Source organism: Campylobacter fetus subsp. fetus (genome assembly GCF_900475935.1).
GTDB lineage: Bacteria > Campylobacterota > Campylobacteria > Campylobacterales > Campylobacteraceae > Campylobacter > Campylobacter fetus.
This window is the reverse complement of sequence record NZ_LS483431.1, coordinates 746,280-767,323: the sequence shown is the minus strand read 5'-3', so window position 1 is coordinate 767,323 and position 21,044 is coordinate 746,280. Positions and strand designations below refer to the sequence as shown.

Annotated in this window: 15 protein-coding genes; 10 read left to right on the top strand and 5 right to left on the bottom strand. The window is 31.4% G+C overall.

The genetic code is table 11. The features are described from left to right. Window positions 1–2: 2 nt before the first annotated feature. Both DQN38_RS03750 and DQN38_RS03745 read right to left on the bottom strand, forming a co-directional pair. The gene (locus tag DQN38_RS03750; RefSeq protein ID WP_038453279.1) at window positions 3–1,928 is read right to left on the bottom strand and encodes a MacB family efflux pump subunit; all 1,926 of its coding nucleotides are present in this window, start codon (window positions 1,926–1,928) and stop codon (window positions 3–5) included. Next, on the bottom strand, window positions 1,925–3,109 hold the full coding sequence (locus tag DQN38_RS03745) for an efflux RND transporter periplasmic adaptor subunit (RefSeq protein WP_081303786.1): 1,185 nt from the start codon (window positions 3,107–3,109) through the stop codon (window positions 1,925–1,927). Before DQN38_RS03745 ends, DQN38_RS03750 begins: the two co-directional genes overlap by 4 nt. A gap of 508 nt (window positions 3,110–3,617) precedes the next feature. Here DQN38_RS03745 and nadA point away from each other — a divergent pair. From nadA to DQN38_RS03730, 3 genes are all read left to right on the top strand, one after another. Beyond that, window positions 3,618–4,631: a quinolinate synthase NadA gene (nadA, locus tag DQN38_RS03740; RefSeq protein WP_024305256.1), complete on the top strand. Its 1,014-nt coding sequence runs from the start codon at window positions 3,618–3,620 to the stop codon at window positions 4,629–4,631. A 198-nt stretch (window positions 4,632–4,829) separates the two neighbouring features. Further along, window positions 4,830–5,735: an AEC family transporter gene (locus DQN38_RS03735; protein ID WP_002849178.1), complete on the top strand. Its 906-nt coding sequence runs from the start codon at window positions 4,830–4,832 to the stop codon at window positions 5,733–5,735. A gap of 23 nt (window positions 5,736–5,758) precedes the next feature. Next, complete coding sequence (locus DQN38_RS03730; protein ID WP_011731941.1) at window positions 5,759–6,613, top strand: DMT family transporter; 855 nt, start codon at window positions 5,759–5,761, stop codon at window positions 6,611–6,613. On the opposite strand, the gene fliP is transcribed toward DQN38_RS03730, so the two are convergent. Continuing rightward, entirely contained in the window at window positions 6,606–7,340 is a 735-nt protein-coding gene (gene fliP / locus DQN38_RS03725; protein ID WP_042960611.1) for a flagellar type III secretion system pore protein FliP, read from the bottom strand. The two genes, DQN38_RS03730 and fliP, sit on opposite strands and share 8 nt — an antisense overlap. Window positions 7,341–7,546: 206 nt before the next feature. Between fliP and glmU the strand changes: the two genes are divergently transcribed. From glmU to truA, 7 genes are read left to right on the top strand one after another with little or no spacing between them, the layout of a single operon-like run. Then, the gene (gene glmU / locus DQN38_RS03720) at window positions 7,547–8,857 is read left to right on the top strand and encodes a bifunctional UDP-N-acetylglucosamine diphosphorylase/glucosamine-1-phosphate N-acetyltransferase GlmU (RefSeq protein WP_011731939.1); all 1,311 of its coding nucleotides are present in this window, start codon (window positions 7,547–7,549) and stop codon (window positions 8,855–8,857) included. Then, the gene (gene coaBC / locus DQN38_RS03715) at window positions 8,847–10,010 is read left to right on the top strand and encodes a bifunctional phosphopantothenoylcysteine decarboxylase/phosphopantothenate--cysteine ligase CoaBC (protein WP_065844154.1); all 1,164 of its coding nucleotides are present in this window, start codon (window positions 8,847–8,849) and stop codon (window positions 10,008–10,010) included. Before glmU ends, coaBC begins: the two co-directional genes overlap by 11 nt. Beyond that, window positions 10,007–10,684 carry a hypothetical protein gene (locus tag DQN38_RS03710; RefSeq protein ID WP_010392707.1) on the top strand — a complete coding sequence of 226 codons (678 nt, stop codon included), beginning with the start codon at window positions 10,007–10,009 and terminating at the stop codon, window positions 10,682–10,684. Before coaBC ends, DQN38_RS03710 begins: the two co-directional genes overlap by 4 nt. 2 nt (window positions 10,685–10,686) lie before the next feature. Beyond that, a complete protein-coding gene (gene uppS / locus DQN38_RS03705) occupies window positions 10,687–11,364 on the top strand; it encodes a polyprenyl diphosphate synthase (RefSeq protein WP_011731937.1) in 678 nt (225 codons plus the stop codon). Further along, a complete protein-coding gene (locus DQN38_RS03700; protein WP_065844155.1) occupies window positions 11,364–12,164 on the top strand; it encodes a prepilin peptidase in 801 nt (266 codons plus the stop codon). The genes uppS and DQN38_RS03700 overlap by 1 nt, the downstream gene beginning before the upstream one ends. Further along, entirely contained in the window at window positions 12,164–13,189 is a 1,026-nt protein-coding gene (locus tag DQN38_RS03695; protein ID WP_111738184.1) for an LptF/LptG family permease, read from the top strand. Before DQN38_RS03700 ends, DQN38_RS03695 begins: the two co-directional genes overlap by 1 nt. Further along, window positions 13,186–13,962 (top strand): tRNA pseudouridine(38-40) synthase TruA, encoded by a 777-nt coding sequence (gene truA, locus DQN38_RS03690; protein WP_002849168.1) that lies wholly within the window; start codon window positions 13,186–13,188, stop codon window positions 13,960–13,962. The genes DQN38_RS03695 and truA overlap by 4 nt, the downstream gene beginning before the upstream one ends. 147 nt (window positions 13,963–14,109) lie before the next feature. Here truA and DQN38_RS03685 read toward each other — a convergent pair whose 3' ends face one another. Both DQN38_RS03685 and DQN38_RS03680 read right to left on the bottom strand, forming a co-directional pair. Continuing rightward, window positions 14,110–15,753 (bottom strand): ShlB/FhaC/HecB family hemolysin secretion/activation protein, encoded by a 1,644-nt coding sequence (locus DQN38_RS03685; RefSeq protein ID WP_111738183.1) that lies wholly within the window; start codon window positions 15,751–15,753, stop codon window positions 14,110–14,112. Then, window positions 15,754–20,991, bottom strand: coding sequence for a two-partner secretion domain-containing protein (locus DQN38_RS03680; protein ID WP_065843978.1), 5,238 nt, complete (start codon window positions 20,989–20,991; stop codon window positions 15,754–15,756). Between the last annotated feature and the right edge of the window lie 53 nt (window positions 20,992–21,044).

Here is a 21,044-nt window from a genome sequence, read left to right as displayed (position 1 = left end):
ATTTACTCCCTTAAAAGCGCATCTATAGGATTTAGCTTAGATGCGTTTCTAGCAGGTATATAGCCAAAAACTATGCCTATCAAGCTCGAAACTCCAAGCGCTATAAATATAGAAGCCGTGCTAAATATCATCTTAAAATCTCCGCCAAATACGTTAAATCCGTAACCAATCGCATATGCAAGCCCTATTCCTATACTTCCGCCAATAGCACAAAGCAGTATCGCTTCTATCAAAAATTGAGTCATTATATCTTTGCTTTTTGCGCCTATCGCCATTCTTATACCTATCTCTTTTGTACGCTCAAATACACTAACTAACATGATATTCATAACACCTATTCCGCCGACCATCAAAGATATAAGCGCGATTCCAGATATCAAAAGACTCATCGTATTCATCGTACTTTCTATGGTTTGTCTGATAGTATCTGAGTTTCTAGTAAAAAAATCCTTACTTCCGCGCCTAATTTTCAAAACTTCGATTATGCTTTGCTCAGCCACTTGAGCATTTACTCCATCTTTTAGTTTTAACATAATAGATCTTATATCTCTATCGCCTGTTAATTTATTCATAGTTGTAGTATATGGAGCATATACAGTTAAGTTATCGCCGCTAAAAGAAGTCTCATCTCGTTTTACTAAGCCTACTATCGTAAATGGTTGTTTGTTAAATAAAATTACTTTTCCGATAGGATCTACATCTTTAAAAAATGCATCTTTTGTAAATTGATCTATTATGATATTTGATCTTGAGTTTATAATATCGTCTTTTGTAAAATCTCTACCCTTTTCTATCTTAAGTCCGGATATCGCCAAAGAGTACTCGCTTCCGCTTCTAAGACTACCGCTAAAACTCTGATTTGCATAGGTCAAAAGTCCACTAGTGTTCATTCTAGGAGTTGAAAAATCAACAAAATCAAGCTTTCCCAATAAATTTGAATCATCGATGCTAAGACTGCGAACTCTACCTGAGTGCATATCGCCAAAACCTTTTCCGGGAAATATAGTAATCGTATTTGTGCCCATATTATTGATATCAGATAGGATTTTTTGCTGACTACCTTTAGCAAGAGCTACAACACAAATAACAGAAGCTATACCGATGATGATACCGAGCATGGTAAGAAACGATCTTAATTTATGCGATTTTATAGCGCCGAGCGACATAACAAAACTCTCAAAAAACTGATCTCTTATAGCTTTTAAATTAGGTTTTATCTCTTTTAAATTTTGTTTCAGTTCATAAATTTGACTATTTTTTCTAGTATCGCTTATGATATTTCCGTCTTTTATCTCGATAATCCTATCTGCCCAAGCAGCTATATCTTTATCGTGAGTAACTACGATGATAGTATGACCGTCTTTGTGCAAACTATCTAAAATTTGCATAACCATCACGCCGCTGCTACTATCAAGAGCACCAGTCGGCTCATCGCAAAGCAGTATCTCCCCGCCATTCATAAGCGCTCTTGCTATACTAACGCGTTGCTGCTGACCACCACTCAAATGGTTTGGCATAGTATCAAATTTAGTTTCTAATCCAAGTTTTACTAAGATATCTTTTGCTCTATTTATCCTATCGGCTTTACTCATACCTGCATAAATTCCAGGAAGCGCAACATTGCTTTTAGTATCATTTGAACTTAGAAGATTATAACGCTGAAATATAAAACCGAATTTTTTAAGTCTTAAATTTGAAAGCTCGTCTTTTTTAAATTTGCTTATATCCAAAGAGTCCAAAAGGTATTTTCCGCTAGTTGGGGTATCAAGACAGCCTAAGATATTCATAAGCGTAGATTTTCCGCTACCTGATTGACCTATGATGGCTACAAACTCGCCTTTTTTTATCTCTAAATTTATACCTTTTAAAACTTCACTACTAACGCCGCCGGTTATAAAACTTTTCTTAATATTTTCTAGTTTTATCATACTCTTATCTTTGGTGATCTAGTATTTAAAAGTTTTTTTAATTCATCGCCGCCAAGTTGAGACGTAACTACTTCATCTCCCTCGCTTAACCCGCTTAGAATTTGAGTATCAACACTGCTACTAATACCCACCTCTACTCTTACTTTTTTTATCTCTTCACCGTTTTTTATAAGAACAAAATTACCGTTTTCATCACTTTTTATAGCCATCGTAGGAAGTAAAAGAGTATCTTTTATCTCTTTTATTATTATAGTATTTTGCGTCGTCATACCGATTCTTAAAAACTCGCTTGAATTATCGACTTTTAATTTTGCATAATAATACACTGCCGAACTACCCGAACTAGAGCTTGAACCTGAACTAGAGCTTGTGGTTTTATATTTTCCATCACTTAGCGTAGTAAGACCGGGATCTATAGATGTAAGAGATCCTGTATATTTTTTATTTATATCCGAAAGAATGCTGTATTCTACTCTATCGCCTATGCTTATCTTGGGTACGTCGCCCTCGCTTATTTGCATTCTAATTTCCATTTTACTAAGATCGGCTATATTTACCAAAGTCGGAGTTGTTTGATTCGCATTTAAAGTTTGTCCGACCTCTACTGGCACAGAAACTACAACTCCATCAAACGGAGCTCTAATATCCGTATAGTTTAAATTTGTTCTGGCCGTACTTATTTCTATTTGAGTCTGTTTTATTTGGGCTTCTATCTCTTTTAAACTTGCGTTTTGAAGACTTAGAGTATTTTTATAGTTTTCTAAATTTTCAACAGATGTTGCATTTTGTTCTGCTAGTCTTAGTTCACGATTATACTGAATTTCAGCTATGTTTAAAGAAATTTTAGCTGATTTTAGCTTAGCATTTAGTATCTCAAGAGCTGCTAATTGTTGATCTAGCGTATTTTGCTGTTTTATAGAGTCTATTTGAGCGATTTTATCGCCTTTTTTAACTTTATCTCCAACTTTTACATAAAGTTCTTTTATTTGTCCACTTACTTGAGCTCCAACATCTACTAAATTCTCCGCAAAAACCTCGCCTACGGCTTCTACGCTTTGGGTTAAATTTCCTTTTTTTACTATAGTTGTTAGATACTCATTTTCTGGTTTTTTGGAATTTTGATAGTACCAAAAACCAAAAATAGCCACCAAAACAGCTGCAGCTGCTATCCATTTTTTCATTATTATCCTTAAGATATTTTTTATAATTTTAATCAAATTTTGTGAAAAAATTGTTAAAAACAAGACAAGTGACACAAACAACGATTATATCGTTATTTTATAAAAATTTCAATACATTAAAATAACATAAAATATCTATTTGAACTGTTAATGTAATTATATTCGATACGCGTATTTATATCTGAAAAAAGATATAAATTTTATTAATTGGCATATCTGCTTGAAGATGATTATTAAATACGCTAAAAAATTCCTTTAACTCTAGACATCAATTTTAAATTTACTAATTATCCTTTATTTTATAAAATATATTTTCATCAATTTTTATTGAATTATCTATAAATGTTGCATATATAAAAAATAATAATAAAGATCAAAATTGCCAACCTAAATAACCATAAATATATAATAGTAATTGTAAAACATATCATAATTTATCTTAAAAAGCCAAATTTAAAAAAATTATCTTATAATAACTAAAATAATAAATTATACCGAGGAAGTAGCTATGCAGGGTCTAAAAACGCAAATTAAAAAATATTTAAAAGATAAAAATGCTCTTTTGGTAGCTCATTATTACCAAAAAGATGAGATTGTAGAAATAGCCGATATTACCGGAGATAGTCTAGAATTAGCCAAAAAAGCATCTAAAAGTGATAAAAATTTAATTATTTTTTGCGGAGTAGCTTTTATGGGGCAAAGCGTTAAAATTTTATCTCCGCACAAAAAAGTCATAATGCCAAAACTAGCTTGCTGTTCTTTGGCAAAAATGATTGATGAGGAGTATTTTAAGCAAAGTATAGAAAAAATCACACAATGCGGTATAGCCAAAGAAGATATTTTCCCTATAGTTTATATAAATTCTAGCGCAGCCGTGAAAGCAGAAGTAGGAAAAATGGGCGGAGTCGTTTGTACTTCTAGTAATGCCGATAAAATTTTTGATTACGCTATTCAAAGTAATAAAAAAATCTTTTTTTTACCAGATAGATGCTTAGGAATAAACCTAGCCAAAAAAAAGGGTTTAAGTTTTTGCATACTAAATAAAGCAGATAAAAAAAGTATTTTAGAGTCCCAAATTCTTTGCTATGATGGTTTTTGCTCCGTACATCAAGCTTTTACCACGCAAGATATCGAAAATTATAGAAAAAAGTATAAAGATATACTAATCATAACCCATCCAGAGTGTGATCCAAGCGTCGTAGAAAAGTCTGATTTTGTAGGATCTACTAGTCAAATCATAGATTTTGTTAAAAAGCTAAGCCCTGCCCAAACTATCGCAATCGGAACTGAATTTAATCTTGTTAATCGCTTAAGAAAAGGTTCAAATAATACTTTTGTACTCTCAAGCACTCCTCCGATTTGTCCTACTATGAACGAAACTACTTTGCATGATCTGCTAAGAGTTTTAGAGGCTATGGAAGGCAGAAGTGAGTTATTTACTATGATGAACGAAGTGATTGTACCGCAAGAAAATATACACTATGCAAAACTAGCTTTGGATAAAATGTTAGATTTCGCATAACAAATTTAAATTTGATATAACAAAATGCAATTAGCTAAAAATATATAAAATAAAATAATTAAGATAAATAATGCTTATAACAATAATTTTACTTTAAAAACTAGCGGTAAAAACGGTGTTAGGCGAGCTATTTTATTTTATATTGGATTAACAAAAATAATTCTATAATTATAGAAAATTTTAAGGATAAATTTTATAATGATCTTCGCACCTATGTTTTCTATATTTATATTATTGGCCTCCGGATATTTAGCTAAAAAAACAAAAGTTTTAGCCCAAAATCAATCTATATTTTTCATTGATTTCGTACTTTGCTTTGCTTTGCCTGCTTTGATATTTGATAAAATTTATCACGTTACTATAGACACTCATCTTATAAATATCATTTTAACAGGTCTTACTTCATCGATAATTGCTATGTTTATAGCAGTCGGCGCCGGTATCGTTTTTAAATTTAAAAAACCAACGATAGTAAGTTTAGCGCTTCTTAGTATGTTTGGTAATACGTTATTTGTCGGTATGCCGATAGTAGAAGGGTTTTTTGGCGATAGCGCGTTAAATGAGGTTATATTTTACGATCAACTTGCCACCGGAATACCTATTTCTATACTAGGTCCGCTTATACTATCTTTAGGAGCTCCGGCTAAAGTTTCCATCATTCAAAATACAATGAAAATCCTCAAATTCCCGCCGTTTGTAGCACTTCTTTTAGGATTAATATGTAAAAACTTCGAGCTTCCAGATGTTATATTTGCGCCGCTTCGTATGTTTGCTAGCAGCGTTGTGCCTGTAGCTCTATTTGCAGTTGGTATAGGGTTAGGATTTAACAGCATAAAAAGCGCTTGGAAAAGCTCATTAGTCGTATTAGGTGCTAAAATGGTGTTAGCTCCAGCGATTTTTGTTCTTATTACTATGATATTTGATATAAAACTAAATCAAAGCTGGATGGTCGGTCTTTTAGAAACGGCAATGCCTCCTATGGTATTAGCAAGCGCTATGATATTAAAAGCAAACCTTGATACGAATTTAGCTATATCAAGCGTTGCCCTTGGTATAATATTTACTTTTATTACAATTCCTACTATATTTATTATAATGAATTAAATTTTGAATTTAAAAAAATAAAAATGACAAAATACAAAAAAGGGCTTATACTAGCAATTATCGGCGTTACTTTGATGAGCTTTGAATCTCCGGCTATAAAATTTGTTAAAGCTAGCGGATTTGATTATATATTTTTCTTTGGGCTATTTTTATTTATGAGTTCGATTTTTATCTCTGTTATATTTATTAAACCAAAAAAAATTAAATATGTATTCTTAGCAGATTCAAAAGGTACTATTTTAGCAGCTCTTGCTCTTGGACTTAGTAATATATTTTTTATATATGCCGTTAAATTTGCGGGTATAGCGCTGCCTGTTATATTGCTATCTTCAGCACCTCTATTTTGTGCTATACTCGATAAAATCATATTTAAAAAATCAACTCCCAAAAGCATATTTATAGCAACGTTTTTCGTTGCAATAGGAATCATAATAGTAGTCTATGAAAGACTTGATCTTAACTCTATTATAGGAGTTATACTATCGTTTTTATGCGTAATCAGCTTTTCTATGCTGTTTGTGTTATTAAGCGCTCATAAAAATGTTAGTAGAACATTGGCTATAAGCGGAGGCGGACTTGTAATGTTTATGATCTCTTTACCGTTTTTTAAATTTGAAGCTAGTTTAAGCGATATCATCACAATAGCCATCGTAGGTATATTTATAACTCCTGCTTCAAGAATACTTATAGGACGTTCGTCTCTTTACCTTATACCTGCTCAGCTTGGACTTATAGCAATACTTGAAGCTATTTTAGCTCCTTTTTGGGGATTTGTATTTCTTGGAGAAGATATCAGCTCTAGTCTTATTATAGGCGCAAGTATTATCATAGTAAGTATAGCTATAAATACAATTATTATAGCTAAAAAATCTACTTGAAACTAGCCACTAAGTTTCCTATAAGCAAATTCCATCCATCAACTAGCACAAAGATAAGCAACTTAAATGGAAGAGATATCATCACGGGCGGCAACATCATCATACCCATAGACATAAGCACAGAACTAACGACCATATCTATAACCAAAAACGGCAAATACAGCAAAAATCCTATCTCAAAAGCTGTCTTTAATTCGCTGATGATAAAAGCTGGAGCAGCTATAGTAAAAGGTATATCATCTACCGTATTTGGATTTGGTAGTGCCCTTATACGATAAAAAAGAGCTAGATCTTTTTCTCTGGTATTTCTTACCATAAACTCTTTAAATGGCTTTGCTCCAATAGCAAAAGCATCTTGATAACCGATTTTCTCTTCTAAATACGGCTTTATGCCTTCATTATAAGATTGTTTAGCAACTGGCTCCATAATAAAAAACGTAAGAATCAAAGCTAAAGAAATAAGTACGTTTGTAGGCGGCATTTGTTGTGTTCCCATAGCTTGTCTAAGAAATGAAAATACAATAATAAGCCTTAAAAAGCTAGTCATCACAAAAATAAGCGACGGTGCAAGAGCAAGCAGAGTAAGCACAATCAAAACATTCAGGCTAGTAACTAGCTGCTGGGGCGTATCTGGAGCGCTAAGATTTAAATTTATAGTAGGTATGGTTACAGTCTCGGCTGCAAAACCGGTTACAAATCCAAAAAATATTAAAAAAAATAGTTTCAAATTTAGCCTTACGTTAAAATATTAAATTCTAGCTAAATTTTTGTAAAAATCAATTTAAATTTAAAGATCAAATACTAAAATCTCCAACTATAATAAATATATAAACGCATCAACGCCTATAAAGCGCATTTAAAGCAACATAGGTTTTAATATTTTTTTATGCTTATCTTAGTTACAATATCTCTACTAAATTTAGAGAGAAAATGATGAATGAAATATCTATAATAATCCTAGCCGCAGGCAACGGCACACGTATGAAATCAAATAAATCAAAAGTCCTGCATACGCTTTGCGGGGAACCAATGATATCGCATATATTAAAAAAGTCTTACGAAATTTCCAACGACGTAAGAATCGTCTTATCGTATCAATTTGAAGAGGTTAAAAATAGCGTTTTAAGCGAATTTAAAGATGTTAAAATTTATAAGCAAGACACTATAAATAGACCGGGAACAGCCGGAGCTGCAGAAGCTGCACTAGAAAATTTAAATTCTAAAAAAACACTTGTTATTTGCGGAGATATGCCTTTAGTAGAGGTAAATGAGCTCAAATCTCTATGCGACAATACGGCAGATATATCGCTTTCTGCTTTTAGAGCAAAAAATCCTTTTGGATATGGAAGAGTTGTGTTAAACCAGCAAAACGTAATAAAAATAGTCGAACAAAAAGATGCAAACGATGATGAAAAAAAGATAGATCTTTGCAACGCCGGAGCTTACTGCTTTGATACAAATTTACTAAAAAATATAATACCTCTTATCAAAAACGAAAACGCTAGCCGCGAGTTTTATCTAACTGATGCTATAGAATTGGCTTTGAAGCAAGGATTTATGGTAAAAAGCGTACTTGTAGATGAGACAAATTTCATGGGTATAAATGATAAATTTGCACTTAGTATAGCCGAAGAGATAATGCAAAACAGAATAAAAGAAAATCTTATGAAAAACGGTGTAATAATGAGCCTTCCAGATACTATTTTTATAGATAGCAGAGCCGAATTTGAAGGTGAATGTAAGCTTGAACCAAATGTTGTGATTTTAGGCAATAGCTTTATAAAAAATTCTCATATAAAAAGCGGATCCGTTATTGAATTTAGCGAAGTTTGCGATAGCGATATAGGGCCTATGGCGCATTTAAGACCTAATTCCAAAATATACAAAACACACATAGGAAATTTTGTCGAACTAAAAAACGCAAGTTTAAATGAGGTAAAAGCAGGACATCTAAGCTACCTTGGAGACTGCGAGATTAACAGCGGTACGAATATCGGCTGCGGCACCATAACTTGCAACTACGACGGTAAAAAAAAGCATAAAACAATTATAGGAAAAAACGTATTTATAGGAAGCGATACTCAACTTGTAGCTCCCGTTAATGTAGCAGACGATACTTTAATAGCAGCCGGAAGCACGGTTACAAAAGATACAAACAAAGGCGATTTAGTTATCACAAGAGGCAAACAGATAAATAAGGCTGGATATTTTTATAAATTTTTTGGCAAAAACGATGAAAAATAAAGATATTTTACTAGCGGTATGCGGAAGTGTTAGCTTTTATAAAGCTTATGAAATTTTAAGTTTATTAAAAAAAGAAGGTGCAAACGTCCGCGTTATGTTAAGCGATGGTGCTTTAAAATTTACAAATTTAATAAGCTTTGAAGCGCTTTGCGATAAAAAAGTATTATCAAGCGTGAGTGAGAACTGGCAAAGCGGGCTAGACCATATCTCATATAGCAAAAACGATCTTATAATCATAGCTCCAGCCTCTGCAAATACTATAAACAAGATATCTTGCGGTATCGCAGATAATGTGTTTTTAGAGACTATTTTAGCATCAACTTGTCCTAAACTTCTAGCTCCAGCAGCAAATCATAATATGCTTGAAAACTTCGCAACCAAAAAAAGTTTGGAAATACTCTCGCAAAACGGTTATGAAATTTGCGAGCCAATTTCAAAAACTCTAGCATGCGGAGATATCGGAAAAGGTGCTTTAGCAGATCCCAAAATTATAGTAGAAATGGCAAAAAGAGTGCTTGGAAAAGATGAGTTTTATATCGGTAAAAAAGTTATAATAACAAGCGGACCTACTACTGAAAAAATCGATGACGTACGGGGTATAACAAACTTTTCAAGCGGAAAAATGGCAAAAGCTCTAGCAGATGCGTTTTACTATTTAGGCTCAGAAGTTATATTTATAAGCTCAAAAGAGTTTGAAACTCCATACAAATTTATTAAATTTGAAAACTCAAACGAGCTTTTAGCAATATTAAATTCCCAAAATACAGATAAAAACGATATTTTGATAATGTGCGCCGCAATTAGTGATTATATACCAAAAGCTAAATTTAATGGCAAAATGAAAAAAAATGAAAACGGAATAAATTTGGAGCTGATTTTAAATACGGACATATTAAAAAATACTAATCTAAAATGCAAAAAAATAGGCTTTAAAATGGAAATGGATAAAAATACCGCTATACAAAATGCAAAAAATATGCTAATAGATAAAAATTTGGACGCGGTTTGTTTAAATATTTTAGATGAAAATATAAAATTCGGAAGCGACGAAACGTATATTGATTTTATCACTAAAAAAAGCTGTAAAACAACTGAATTTACGGATAAATTAAGTGCGGCAAAAAAGATAGCGGAGTTCATAAAAACACTATGATAAACTCAGTTTCAAAAGTAAAAAAACTACAAGCACAAAGCAGAATTCCTAATGTCATAAATGCAAGCCTTCCAGTAATCATAAAAGTCATAGAAAAAACAGGATATAACCGTTATAATCTCAAATTTGGAAGTAAAACAGTATCTACAAAATCAGAGCCAAAACTAGAAGTAGGCGAAGAATACTTTGCAAATATAAGATCTCAAAGCGGCGGTGTTATAAATATAAATGGGCTAATAAAAAGAGAAAATATTGGCGAATATTTAGAAAACGGATCCGAACTCTTAGAAAAAATTCTAAGCAACCGAAATATATCTTGGTTGATACCTTATATCAAAACAAAACTTGCAAATCCGAAAAATGAAAATGAGTTTTTGATATATTCAAATATGATTTTAGCATTAAATGACGGAGTCATCAACGTACCATTTTTTTATGAAAAAAGAAGCGGCTTAGCACAGATAAAACTTGGGGAAGAAATCCTATTTTATCTATTATTTAGCAATTTTGCACCGATTATAGCTAGTATAAAAAACGGTAGGATTTTAACCATACAGTCTGCGTATTTAAGTTTTTCTAAAACTCTCGGAGAGGCTCTTGGTTGCGAATATAAAAAAGCAGATATTAGACCTTTTTGGGTTAAAAAAAGTAATTTTTTAGATTTTAAAGGCTGATCTTGAACAAACTAAATCATCTAGCTATTATTATGGACGGCAACGGTAGATGGGCGAAAAAAAGAGGTCTAGTGCGTACAAATGGACACCAAATAGGAGCCAACGTAGTAGAAGATATAGTTAGTTACTGCCGCAAAAACAGCATAAAAAATTTAACACTTTATGCATTTAGTACAGAAAATTGGAAACGACCTAAATCCGAAGTTGATTTTTTGATGAATTTATTAAAAAAATTTATTAAATTAAAAGAAAATATGCTTTTAGAAAACAATATTCGCTTTAGCACGATAGGAAATTTAGAGCCGCTTAATGAGGATTTAAAATTTGATATATTAAATTTAAAAGAAAAAACTATGAATAACTCTAGTTTAAATTTAATTTTAGCTATCAACTATGGAAGCAAAGACGAGATAATAAGAGCGATTAAAAAAACCCTCTTATACGGTGAAGAAATCAATGAAGCATCCATATCAAAACATCTTGACACGAACGAATTTGGAGATGTAGATCTGCTCATAAGAACCGGCGCAGAGCAAAGGCTTAGCAACTTTTTATTATGGCAAGCAAGCTACGCAGAACTCTGTTTTACACCGACTTTGTGGCCTGATTTTAATAGCGACGAACTAAACAACATTGTAAAAAACTATAAAAATAAACATAGAAAATTCGGGGGATTATAGTGGAAATTTATTATATTTTATTTTTCATATTTAGTATTTGTATAGGATCGTTTTGCAATGTTTTGATATACCGAATGCCTCTTGCAAAGAGTATAATCTACCCAGCTAGCCACTGTCCAAAATGCGAGCATAAATTAAGCTATATACATAATATTCCGCTATTTTCTTGGATATTTTTACGAGGTAAATGCGCATTTTGTAAAGAAAGTATTTCGCCTATTTATCCTATCACGGAACTTGTCTGCGGACTTCTTGGTATGTTTAGCCTATATATCAGCTCGAATTTAATAAACGCGATACTTCTTGGGCTCTGTTTAATTCTGCTTTTTACTCTTAGCGTTATTGATTTTAAATATAGCGCCGTACCTGAGAGTCTGCTTATTATAACTTATTTTTTAGCTATTTTCAGCACATTCGATAGCGAAAATACTATTGCATTTGACGAAAGTTTGTTAAATTCTCCATTTGTGATATCGTTGATATTTGCCGGAGCGATTACTATCGTAAAAAGCGTAGCAAGTGCTTGGATAAATCGAAATAGCGCCGAAATAATAGAACCTATGGGTGATGCCGATACTATAATAATAGCCATAATAGGTGCTTTGGCAGGAATCGGTCTTGGAATTTTTGCTATTGTTCTAGCTGCAATTTTACAGATAATTTTACATATTTTACTAAAAAAACAGAACAAAGAAGTGCCGTTTATCCCTGCTCTTAGCTTATCTCTTTTCATAATTTTGATTTTTAAAACAGAATTTTTGCAACTCCTTGAGATATATCTTAAATTTGTGGGGATATAATGAATAAAGTAAATAAATACCTTTTTGCTAGTTTTTTGTCGACTTTTGCATCTTTGTTCGCAACTTTATTTCTTATTATGTCTATTGTATTTTTTATACAAATAGCAAGAATAACAAGCTATATAGAGATAAGCTTTTCAGAACTTTTAAAACTTTATCTATTTATGTTGCCTCAAATACTTCTATTTACTATTCCTATAGGATTTTTTGTATCTGTTGCAATGAGTTTTTTTCGACTTTCAAAAGAAAATGAAAGCATAGTAATGTTTACTTTAGGGCAAGATCCAAAAAATATATCTAATTTCTTTATATTTATATCTTTTATTGTATCGGTAGTGATGCTGATAAACTCATTGATAGTTATGCCTATAGCTCAAAATCTAAACGATAATTTCATAGAATACAAAAAAACAAAGCTAAGTTTAAATATAAAGCCAAGCGAATTTGGACAAAAATTTGGAAGCTGGATGGTATTTATAGAAAAACAAAATGACAATAATGATAGTTTAAAATATGAAAATATAGTAATGTATGACGTTTCAGACGAAAATGAAAGGCTCATCACATCACAAAGTGGAGATATAAAAAATCAAAACTCAAATTTAGAACTTATCCTTAAAAAAGGGAAAATGTATGATATAAGAGATAACAAATGGAATATCAGTAGCTATGAAAACATGGTAATTAGAACTCTAATAAAAGATAATAAAAACGAAATATACTCTTTAAAAGAGTACTGGCTAAAAGCATTCAGCGATGATAAAAGAGCAAAGGACCTTAGTATATATACACTTATTGCGCTGTTTCCATTGGCTTCAGTGATGTTTGCTCTTAGTTTCGGGATCGTTACTTATAGATACGAAAAAGGAATAATATATTTTGGAATATTTGGTGTTTTATTTGCGTATTTTGCTTTTATAATGCTATTTGCAAGGCAACCTATTTATGCTATTCCGATTATTTTTATAGTTAGTTTTGTATTTTCGGCTTTGACCTTTAGTAAAAAAATATTGATGAAATATTGATGAAAATCGCCCTCACCTACTCATACAACGGTTCTAAATTCAAAGGCTCGCAAACACAACCAGATAAAAATGCAGTTGAAGACTGTCTTAATTTTGCTTTAAATAGAGTTGGAATTTTTAAACCGGTCGTATCTAGTTCTCGCACGGATAAAGGAGTTCACGCTATATCTCAAGTATCATGTGTAGAGTGCGGAGAGTTTTGGAACGAAAGATTTGAGCGGTTAAAAAATCAGATAAATAAGCATACGAAACCATATATTTATATAAAAAACATACAAAAAGTAAGCGATGAATTTCATCCGCGTTATGACGCCGTTGCTAGAAGTTATCGCTATATCATATATCACGATGAGCAAAATGTATTTTTAGCAGACTATGTGCATTTCTATAAAACTTTAAACATACAAAGACTAAACATAGCTTTAAAACTATTTATAGGAAAACATGATTTTACACCGTTTTATAAAGTAGGAAGTGGCGAAAAATCAACAGTGAGAGAGATATTTTACGCAAAAGCTTATCAAATTTACAAAACAAAAGACGCCAAATTCAGCGCTAAATTTAAAACACAAAAACCGACTCTTACTATTATAAATTTCAAAGCAAATGGCTTTTTAAGAGCACAAGTAAGACTAATGGTAGCAAATGCTCTGCAAGCATGTAAAAGTGATGAAAATTTATATAAGTTTATCTCAAATTTCAAAGAGCAAAAGCCGCTCACTAGAATGCCCTCTCCGCCAAATGGATTGTATCTAAAACGGGTATTTTATTGAATTTACCAAATTTAAATAACATAGATACTATAACTAACGCTTATAAAATGTTAGCGGGAATAAATTTATTCGTTTTTGCTAACCTACAAAAAAACTATAGATATAACAACTTTAGCAAATAAAATATTACTGCATTACTTTAATCAGCTAAAAAGATAAAGAAGCTCTAAGATAAATAGGAATAGTCTCGCTCGGCATATTAGATGATTTATGTAAAGCTTTTGATGTAGTTAAGCTTAAATATATATTACCAAGATTATACCTTGCTCCAAAGGATACGCCGGCTAAAAAATCTTTATTCGGTAAAAGATAATCCCTGCCATAACCAATATCAAACCCGATAAAAGGTTCTAATGCGCTTAGATATTTTGACACGTTTAAAAAATGAAAAAAAATAGTATTATTGTCATATATTCCATAATCAAGCGCTGCTGAACTTTTTTTAAAGCCTCTAACGGTATATTCATCGCCGATTAAAAATTTATCTGCATACAAAAGCGGTTCATTAGAGTAGCTACCTCCGATACTGCTTTTATATAAAATAACTAAACTATCATTGAGATAGAAATTCTTTTGGTAAGTCAAGTTAGCATTGATCTTGTTAAATTCTACTTTATATAAAGAATCTTTAACATCTTTTTTTCCGCCAAAAAACGGTACTCCTTTTTGGTATTCTAAATTTAAAAACAAAAATCCACCGATAGCAGTAGTTAGGTATTCTATTCCGCTTGCTATGCTTGAGTGTTTTCCGCTTGAAATTTCTAAAAATATATCATCAATCTTATTCGTATTTTCCTTGATATCAAAATTAACATATACTGAAAATTTATCATTACTGCTACGATGAAGAATTTTTCTGAGTGTAGCTTTATGTCTTAAATTCGTACTTTTTCTAGTAAAGTTAGAATTATAACCTTCAATTAAATCTTTATTATCACTATATTGCAAGGAGTAATTTAACTGATAACTTTGTACAGGCAAAGTATAATTAACACCGTAAATATCTTCACTTTCATTTCGCATATCTTTTAATAAACCTTTGATAAAACTAAAACGTATAGAATCATTGATATTTAAAGGATTATTATAAGCTAGATGAATACCGGTCTTGCCTGTAGATTTATCACCACTATTATCAGAATCAATCATAAAATCAAAAGGCTTGGCGTCGCTTGTGACAAAAATATCCGAATAGCCGTATTCCTTGCTTGCTTTTATCAAAGCTTTTACATTGCTTGCGCCATTGCTTAAATTTTCTATACCGGTATCTAAATCAAAAATATTAAATTTATCCCCATTTTTTAAAGGCATACCAAAATCAAGCCTTGTTGTATTATTATTCTCATTTAAATACACTTCTCCTACAAATCCGTATTTTATATCAAGTATAAGAATTTGATTTTCTTTATCTATTTTTTCAATATCTATAGCCGAAGTAGAATATCCTTTAGAAAAAATAAAATTTGTAAGTTCTTTAACAATATTATAAATATCATTAAAATTTAATGGAGTATTTAAATATTTTTGCAAAAGCTTATCGGTTTTAGCGGTCAAATTATCTTTATTTTTAAATTCAATCTTTTTAAAGATATATGTTTCGATCTTGATTTCATCTCTATCTAAGGGCAAAATTCGCTCTTGTTTTTGATTTTTTTCTAAATTATCAAATTCTTTTTCTATGTAAAATTGCTGTTCTTTTTTATCGAGCAAATCAAATATACTTGCAGAGTTCTCTGCTTTTAAAAAACAGAGAAAACTCAAAAGTAAAAATATTATTTTCATAATTTTCAATTAAAACCTCGTTGTTTCAGTGATTTCATTAACATGCATTGTATTCGTACTTGATGTAGGATTAGAATTCATTCCCCTAATATGATTGACCGCATCTTTAACTTTCGTTACTGAAGTGCTAAAATTAACGGTTCCCCCTGCCCAAGAACTATCTGTAGAACTTTGAGTATTTTGAGTATCAGTGCTAATAATATTATTTTTATTTCCATTTATATTAATATTGCTAGCTGAGTTTGCACTACCTGTTTTGTTGATATGATCTTCGATATCAACTACTGCGCCAAAACTTGTATTTGTTCCGCCATTTATTCTTACAGTGGCACCATCGCTTTTTTCATAAGTTTTTACATCAGATTCTAAAACTTTTCTTGCAACTTCTAAATTTCCGGAACCTACTTTTGAATTTAAAATTCCGGCTTTTAAGCTCAAACTTTCGCCTACACCGCCGTTAATTTCATTTTTAGCATTAAATCCGCTTTGAGTTGAAACTTCAGCCTTATTTGATTTATTATATCCAAAACCTACCATACCAGAAACGCTTCCTGTAGCAATATGATTGCTTGATAATGCTCCAGTTATCGTTCCGCTTAAAGTTCCGCCGTATTTTTCAGAATTTGAAGTATCGACTAGAGAATTGATTTCTAAATTTTTACCTATATCTAAATTTACGTTATTGGCATTTACATTAGCTCCGTTAAGAACTGTGTTATTTTTAGTTTTAATGCTTACATCATTATTTGCATTAAGAGTGGTATTGCTAAATTTAGATTCGTCGGTTCTAGAATACGAACCGTTAGTAAAAAATTCTACCGCGTTACCCGCAACTCCACCATCTATAATATGGTAACCTGCGGTTTGTCTATTGGTAATTGTTGCCTCAAATTGTATATTTGAAGAACTAGCTTTAGACTTTGCAGCATTTACAATCAAATCCTTTTTTGAATTTATACTAATATTATTTGCATTTGCATTAGTTCCATTTAAAGTAATATTTCCTTTAGTGCTCGAAATATTTAAATTTTCTCCCGCAGTAATCTGCGTGATATTTTCATTTGAACTAGAACTTTGACTTTGATTGAATTTAAAACCTATGGTTTGGTTGGAATTTCCAGTAACAAGATTATTACTCAACATATTAACCGTACTTGCTGAAATTTGTGCCGCAATGATACCTGGATTTGGTTTTAAGCCTTTTTGCTCAGAGTGTAAATTTTGCGATACTTGATTAGCAAAAGAAGCGATAGGACTCAAAGATTCCAATTTTTCTTTAACACTAAGACTAAAACCGGTGCTACTGTGTGTTTTTGTATCTGCGTATTTGGTGCTTTTGATTTCTCCGCCTTTAAGATTAATATCTTTATTTGCCTTCAAATTTGCTCCACCTATATCTAAAGTATTATTTGAATTTACATTAATATTTGAACCTTCTAATCTACTTGAAACGTTAGTAACTTCGTTGGTAGTTTTTTGTGTTGATATCAATTCAACTCCGACTTCTCCAGCTCCAAAAAGATCAGATCTCAATCCGCCTTGAGTAATGCTACTTTCACTATCTAATTTTTTAGTATTAGCAATTTGCCCAGCATGACTATAATTTGCGCTTATACCTTGACCGCCTAATTCTAAATTCGCATTAGCAAAAATTCCTACGCCAAGAGAATTAGTTTGCGTGTGTGTTTGATTTTGTGCGGCAATAAAATTTACTTCATTACCGTTGACATTTGTTTCTTCACCTTTGAGATTGCTACCTTTGATATCTACTTTGTCTTTAGCATTTAAATTAACCTCGTTATTTGCACTAATACTTGATGAAGCAACCACAGAACTTTCTACATTTTGGGTAGTTTGTCTAAAGCCGGCAATTTGAGTATTTGAAGCTTGAGACGAACTTGAAATTTTAGTCGCTCCACTATTTACGCTAATATTTTTGGCATTTAAATTAGCAGAATTTTGTGCTTGAATATTAGAACCTGTTATTTTCACATCATTACTTGCATTGATATTAATATTATTTTGTGAGGTTAAAGAACTACCTTGCGAAGTTGAAGTAGTCAAACTAGTACTTTTATGGTTTATTTCCGTTGAGCTTCTACTATATTCCTCGTTTTGTATTTTCGTATTTTCTTGAGCATCTGCGATATTAACATTTTGTGCATTTATATCAATAGACCCTTGCTGCGAAGTAGAGCTTATATTACTAGATACTATATTAGCATCTTTTTTTGCGCTAATGCTTAAATTATCCGCACTTATATTTGAGCTTAAAACAGTATTGCTTTGTGTAGAACTTGTAGAAACATTATCGCCTGTCTGTTCTTGAGTAAATGAAGATGAAGTTGAATAATCATTTTTAATATTCACATCACCGTCTTGAGAGTTTAAATTTATCTGCGAATTTTGAGCGCTAGCAGTTATATCGCTATTTTGGATATTTAAATCATCGTTTGTGTTAATAGTTACGGAATTTTGTCCTTTAATCTCGGTTTTAGATACAGAAGTACTAGTTCCTTCTTCATTAGTAGCTAAAGCGGTATTTATATTTGCTCTATTTGCGTTTATATTTACTTCGCTTCCATCTAGCTGAGAACTACTAAAATTAGCCTCATCGCTAGCATTTATATTAACTTGTCCTTCTGAAGAAATACCACTTAAAGATGAACTTAATGAGCCTGTATCGATACTTACTGCGGCTTTGCCGACAAGACCGCCCCTATCGTTTGAAACAACGTCATCTTTGTGAATATTAATAGTAAATAAGCGCGAATTAACGATATCTGGGATGGAACTTAAAATTAAATCTCTACTATTAACCGCTTTTTTTACGTTAGATTCTATCAAAGCAAAATCTCTATTTAAAGAACTTGATAATCCTTGCGTTATGCTGCTAGAAACTATGTTTAATCTACCATTAGATGCTATTTGAGCTTGTGATTTTGCTTTAAAAATCATTTTTGCATTAAGATTCCAACTATTCTGATTTGGAACAAATCTTTGAGAAGCGTAATTACTGCCTAATAATAAAGAAAAATACTGTCTAAGCGTCTTATTTTTTCTTGCCGCATCTTTAAGAGCGTTCCAAGCAGATTCTCTTTGATGGTTTTTTGCCGCATTGCTTGAAAAATATCTTAAAGCATCAAGTAAGCTTTCTCCTCTAGTGAAATAATGGGTTGAATTTGTATTCCAACTACCAAGATACTCTCTAGCAAAAAATCCACCAACTTTTATTTTAGAAAAAACTTCTCTCATGGTTATATCTTTACTTAAAGTTACATTGTTAATTTTTCCGAAAGTTGATATATTATTTTTAGCTAGTATCTTCCCTTCATTATAAATTCGCCTATTTCTATCTCGCGAAATAGTATTTATATTAATATTTTTACTTGACTGAATTATACCTTGTCTACTATCTAATGAATTGATATATTTTAATATATTATTAACTCTAGCTTCCATATTCCATCGTTTAAATGCAGTATCGCCGTAATTTGCCCAGCCAAATCCTCTTGTATTATCAGTAAAATATGTAAGCGAACCTATCATTTGCGCTATGTTATTTAAAGTTTGCGCTTCTATATTGATATCTCTACTTGCATATATCAAAGAGTTATTATTCACATATTTTGAGTTAATACTTAAATCTTGCAAACTATCAATCATTGAATCATTCATAACGATCAATGCATTCAAAGTAGTATTTTTAACAGAATACAAATAACCATTATTTTCAATACTTCCACGCGAATGTAAAACCAAATCTTTCCCGCTTGCAACCAAAGCATTAATATAAATATTTCGTGCATTTAGTTGAATCGAACCTAAATTTTCAAGTTTTGAATTTACACGCAAATTTTCGTTACTTGAAATATCAAGTAAATTTTTTGCATGTAATGTTCGAGCATTAAGATCCAAATCATCATTTGCTTCTAACGTGATATTATTTTGACTTATGATTTTGCCGCCGTTATCAAAAGCGCTAAGTACTAAATCAATATTATTATTGGCTGATATTTCTCCTTTATTGTTTAAGGAATTTGTATTTAATACTATATCATTTAAAACATTGATAGAACCGAAATTGTCAATTTTATCTGTAGCGTTTACCGAGATAGTACCGGCATAAATTTGAGATTTTTTTTGATTTGTTTTAAAAATATCTTTTGTTTCTTTACTTATATCTACTGTTTTAGCATTTTCAAAAGAATTAGAATTAACGGTTATCTCATTACCTCTGTAAAGTCCTTTATTGGTAATTTTTCCTTCTGCTTTTAAACTTATGTTGTCTGCATTGATTAAAGAGCTTTGAATTTCTTTTGCTTCTATGCTGATACTTCCGTTTCTATTTACGCCTAAAGCTTGAAACTCAACCTTATCTTTAGCTTTAACCATAACATCCTTAATACTCCTCACAACCCCGCTATGCCTTACACCGACTCCTTCTTCGGTGCTAATTAAAGTAACTTTATTTGCATACATAGAACCAAGATACTTTCCATCGATTCCATAATCAATTTTTTTATCTTTTTGTGTGGTTAATTTAGCACTTATTTTAGGTGAATTTGGATTATTTAAATCTACTGTATTAAGTCCGGCAATAAAATTAATATTAGATAAATTTTTACCTTTTTCATAATGAGCAATACTGCCGGCGATATCTATACCGCGGCTAATTACATTAAAGTAATCTCCATCAACGATAATGCCACTGTTACCTATTTTAATTCTCGCATCACTATCGATATTAAGAAAATTATCATTAAACTTACCTGTGCTAAGCGTTACACCTTCGGTATTTAAAAAAGCTGCTCCATTAACGCTAAAACCGTTTTCATTTGCAAATACTAAATTAGCTTTTTTTCCAAAAACTTCTAAAATTCCATTAATTTGTGAAGCTTGTTTACTTGTAATCTCGCTCACTATAACACTAGCATTTTTTGTTAAATTAGGATTTTTTTCAATCGAACCGCCAATTTTTGAAATTCCGTCTTCTAGACTATTATTGAAAACAACGCCTTTGTGAATGTCAAAGGCATCAAATTGATTATGCGAAATTCCATTTTGACTCGGATTATTAATATTAATCACATCGGTATTATTGCTAGATAATGCCGTATTTTTAGATTTTGAAATAATAATATTTCTTTGTCTTAAATCCGCTGAAACTAGCAAACAAGGAAATAACACGTTAATAAGTGTTAAACTTAACGATAAACGAAATAATTTATTTGTACTTAATCTCATATTATTTTTCCTAAATTAAGATATTTGTAAAATAATCTTAATTTGCTTTAATA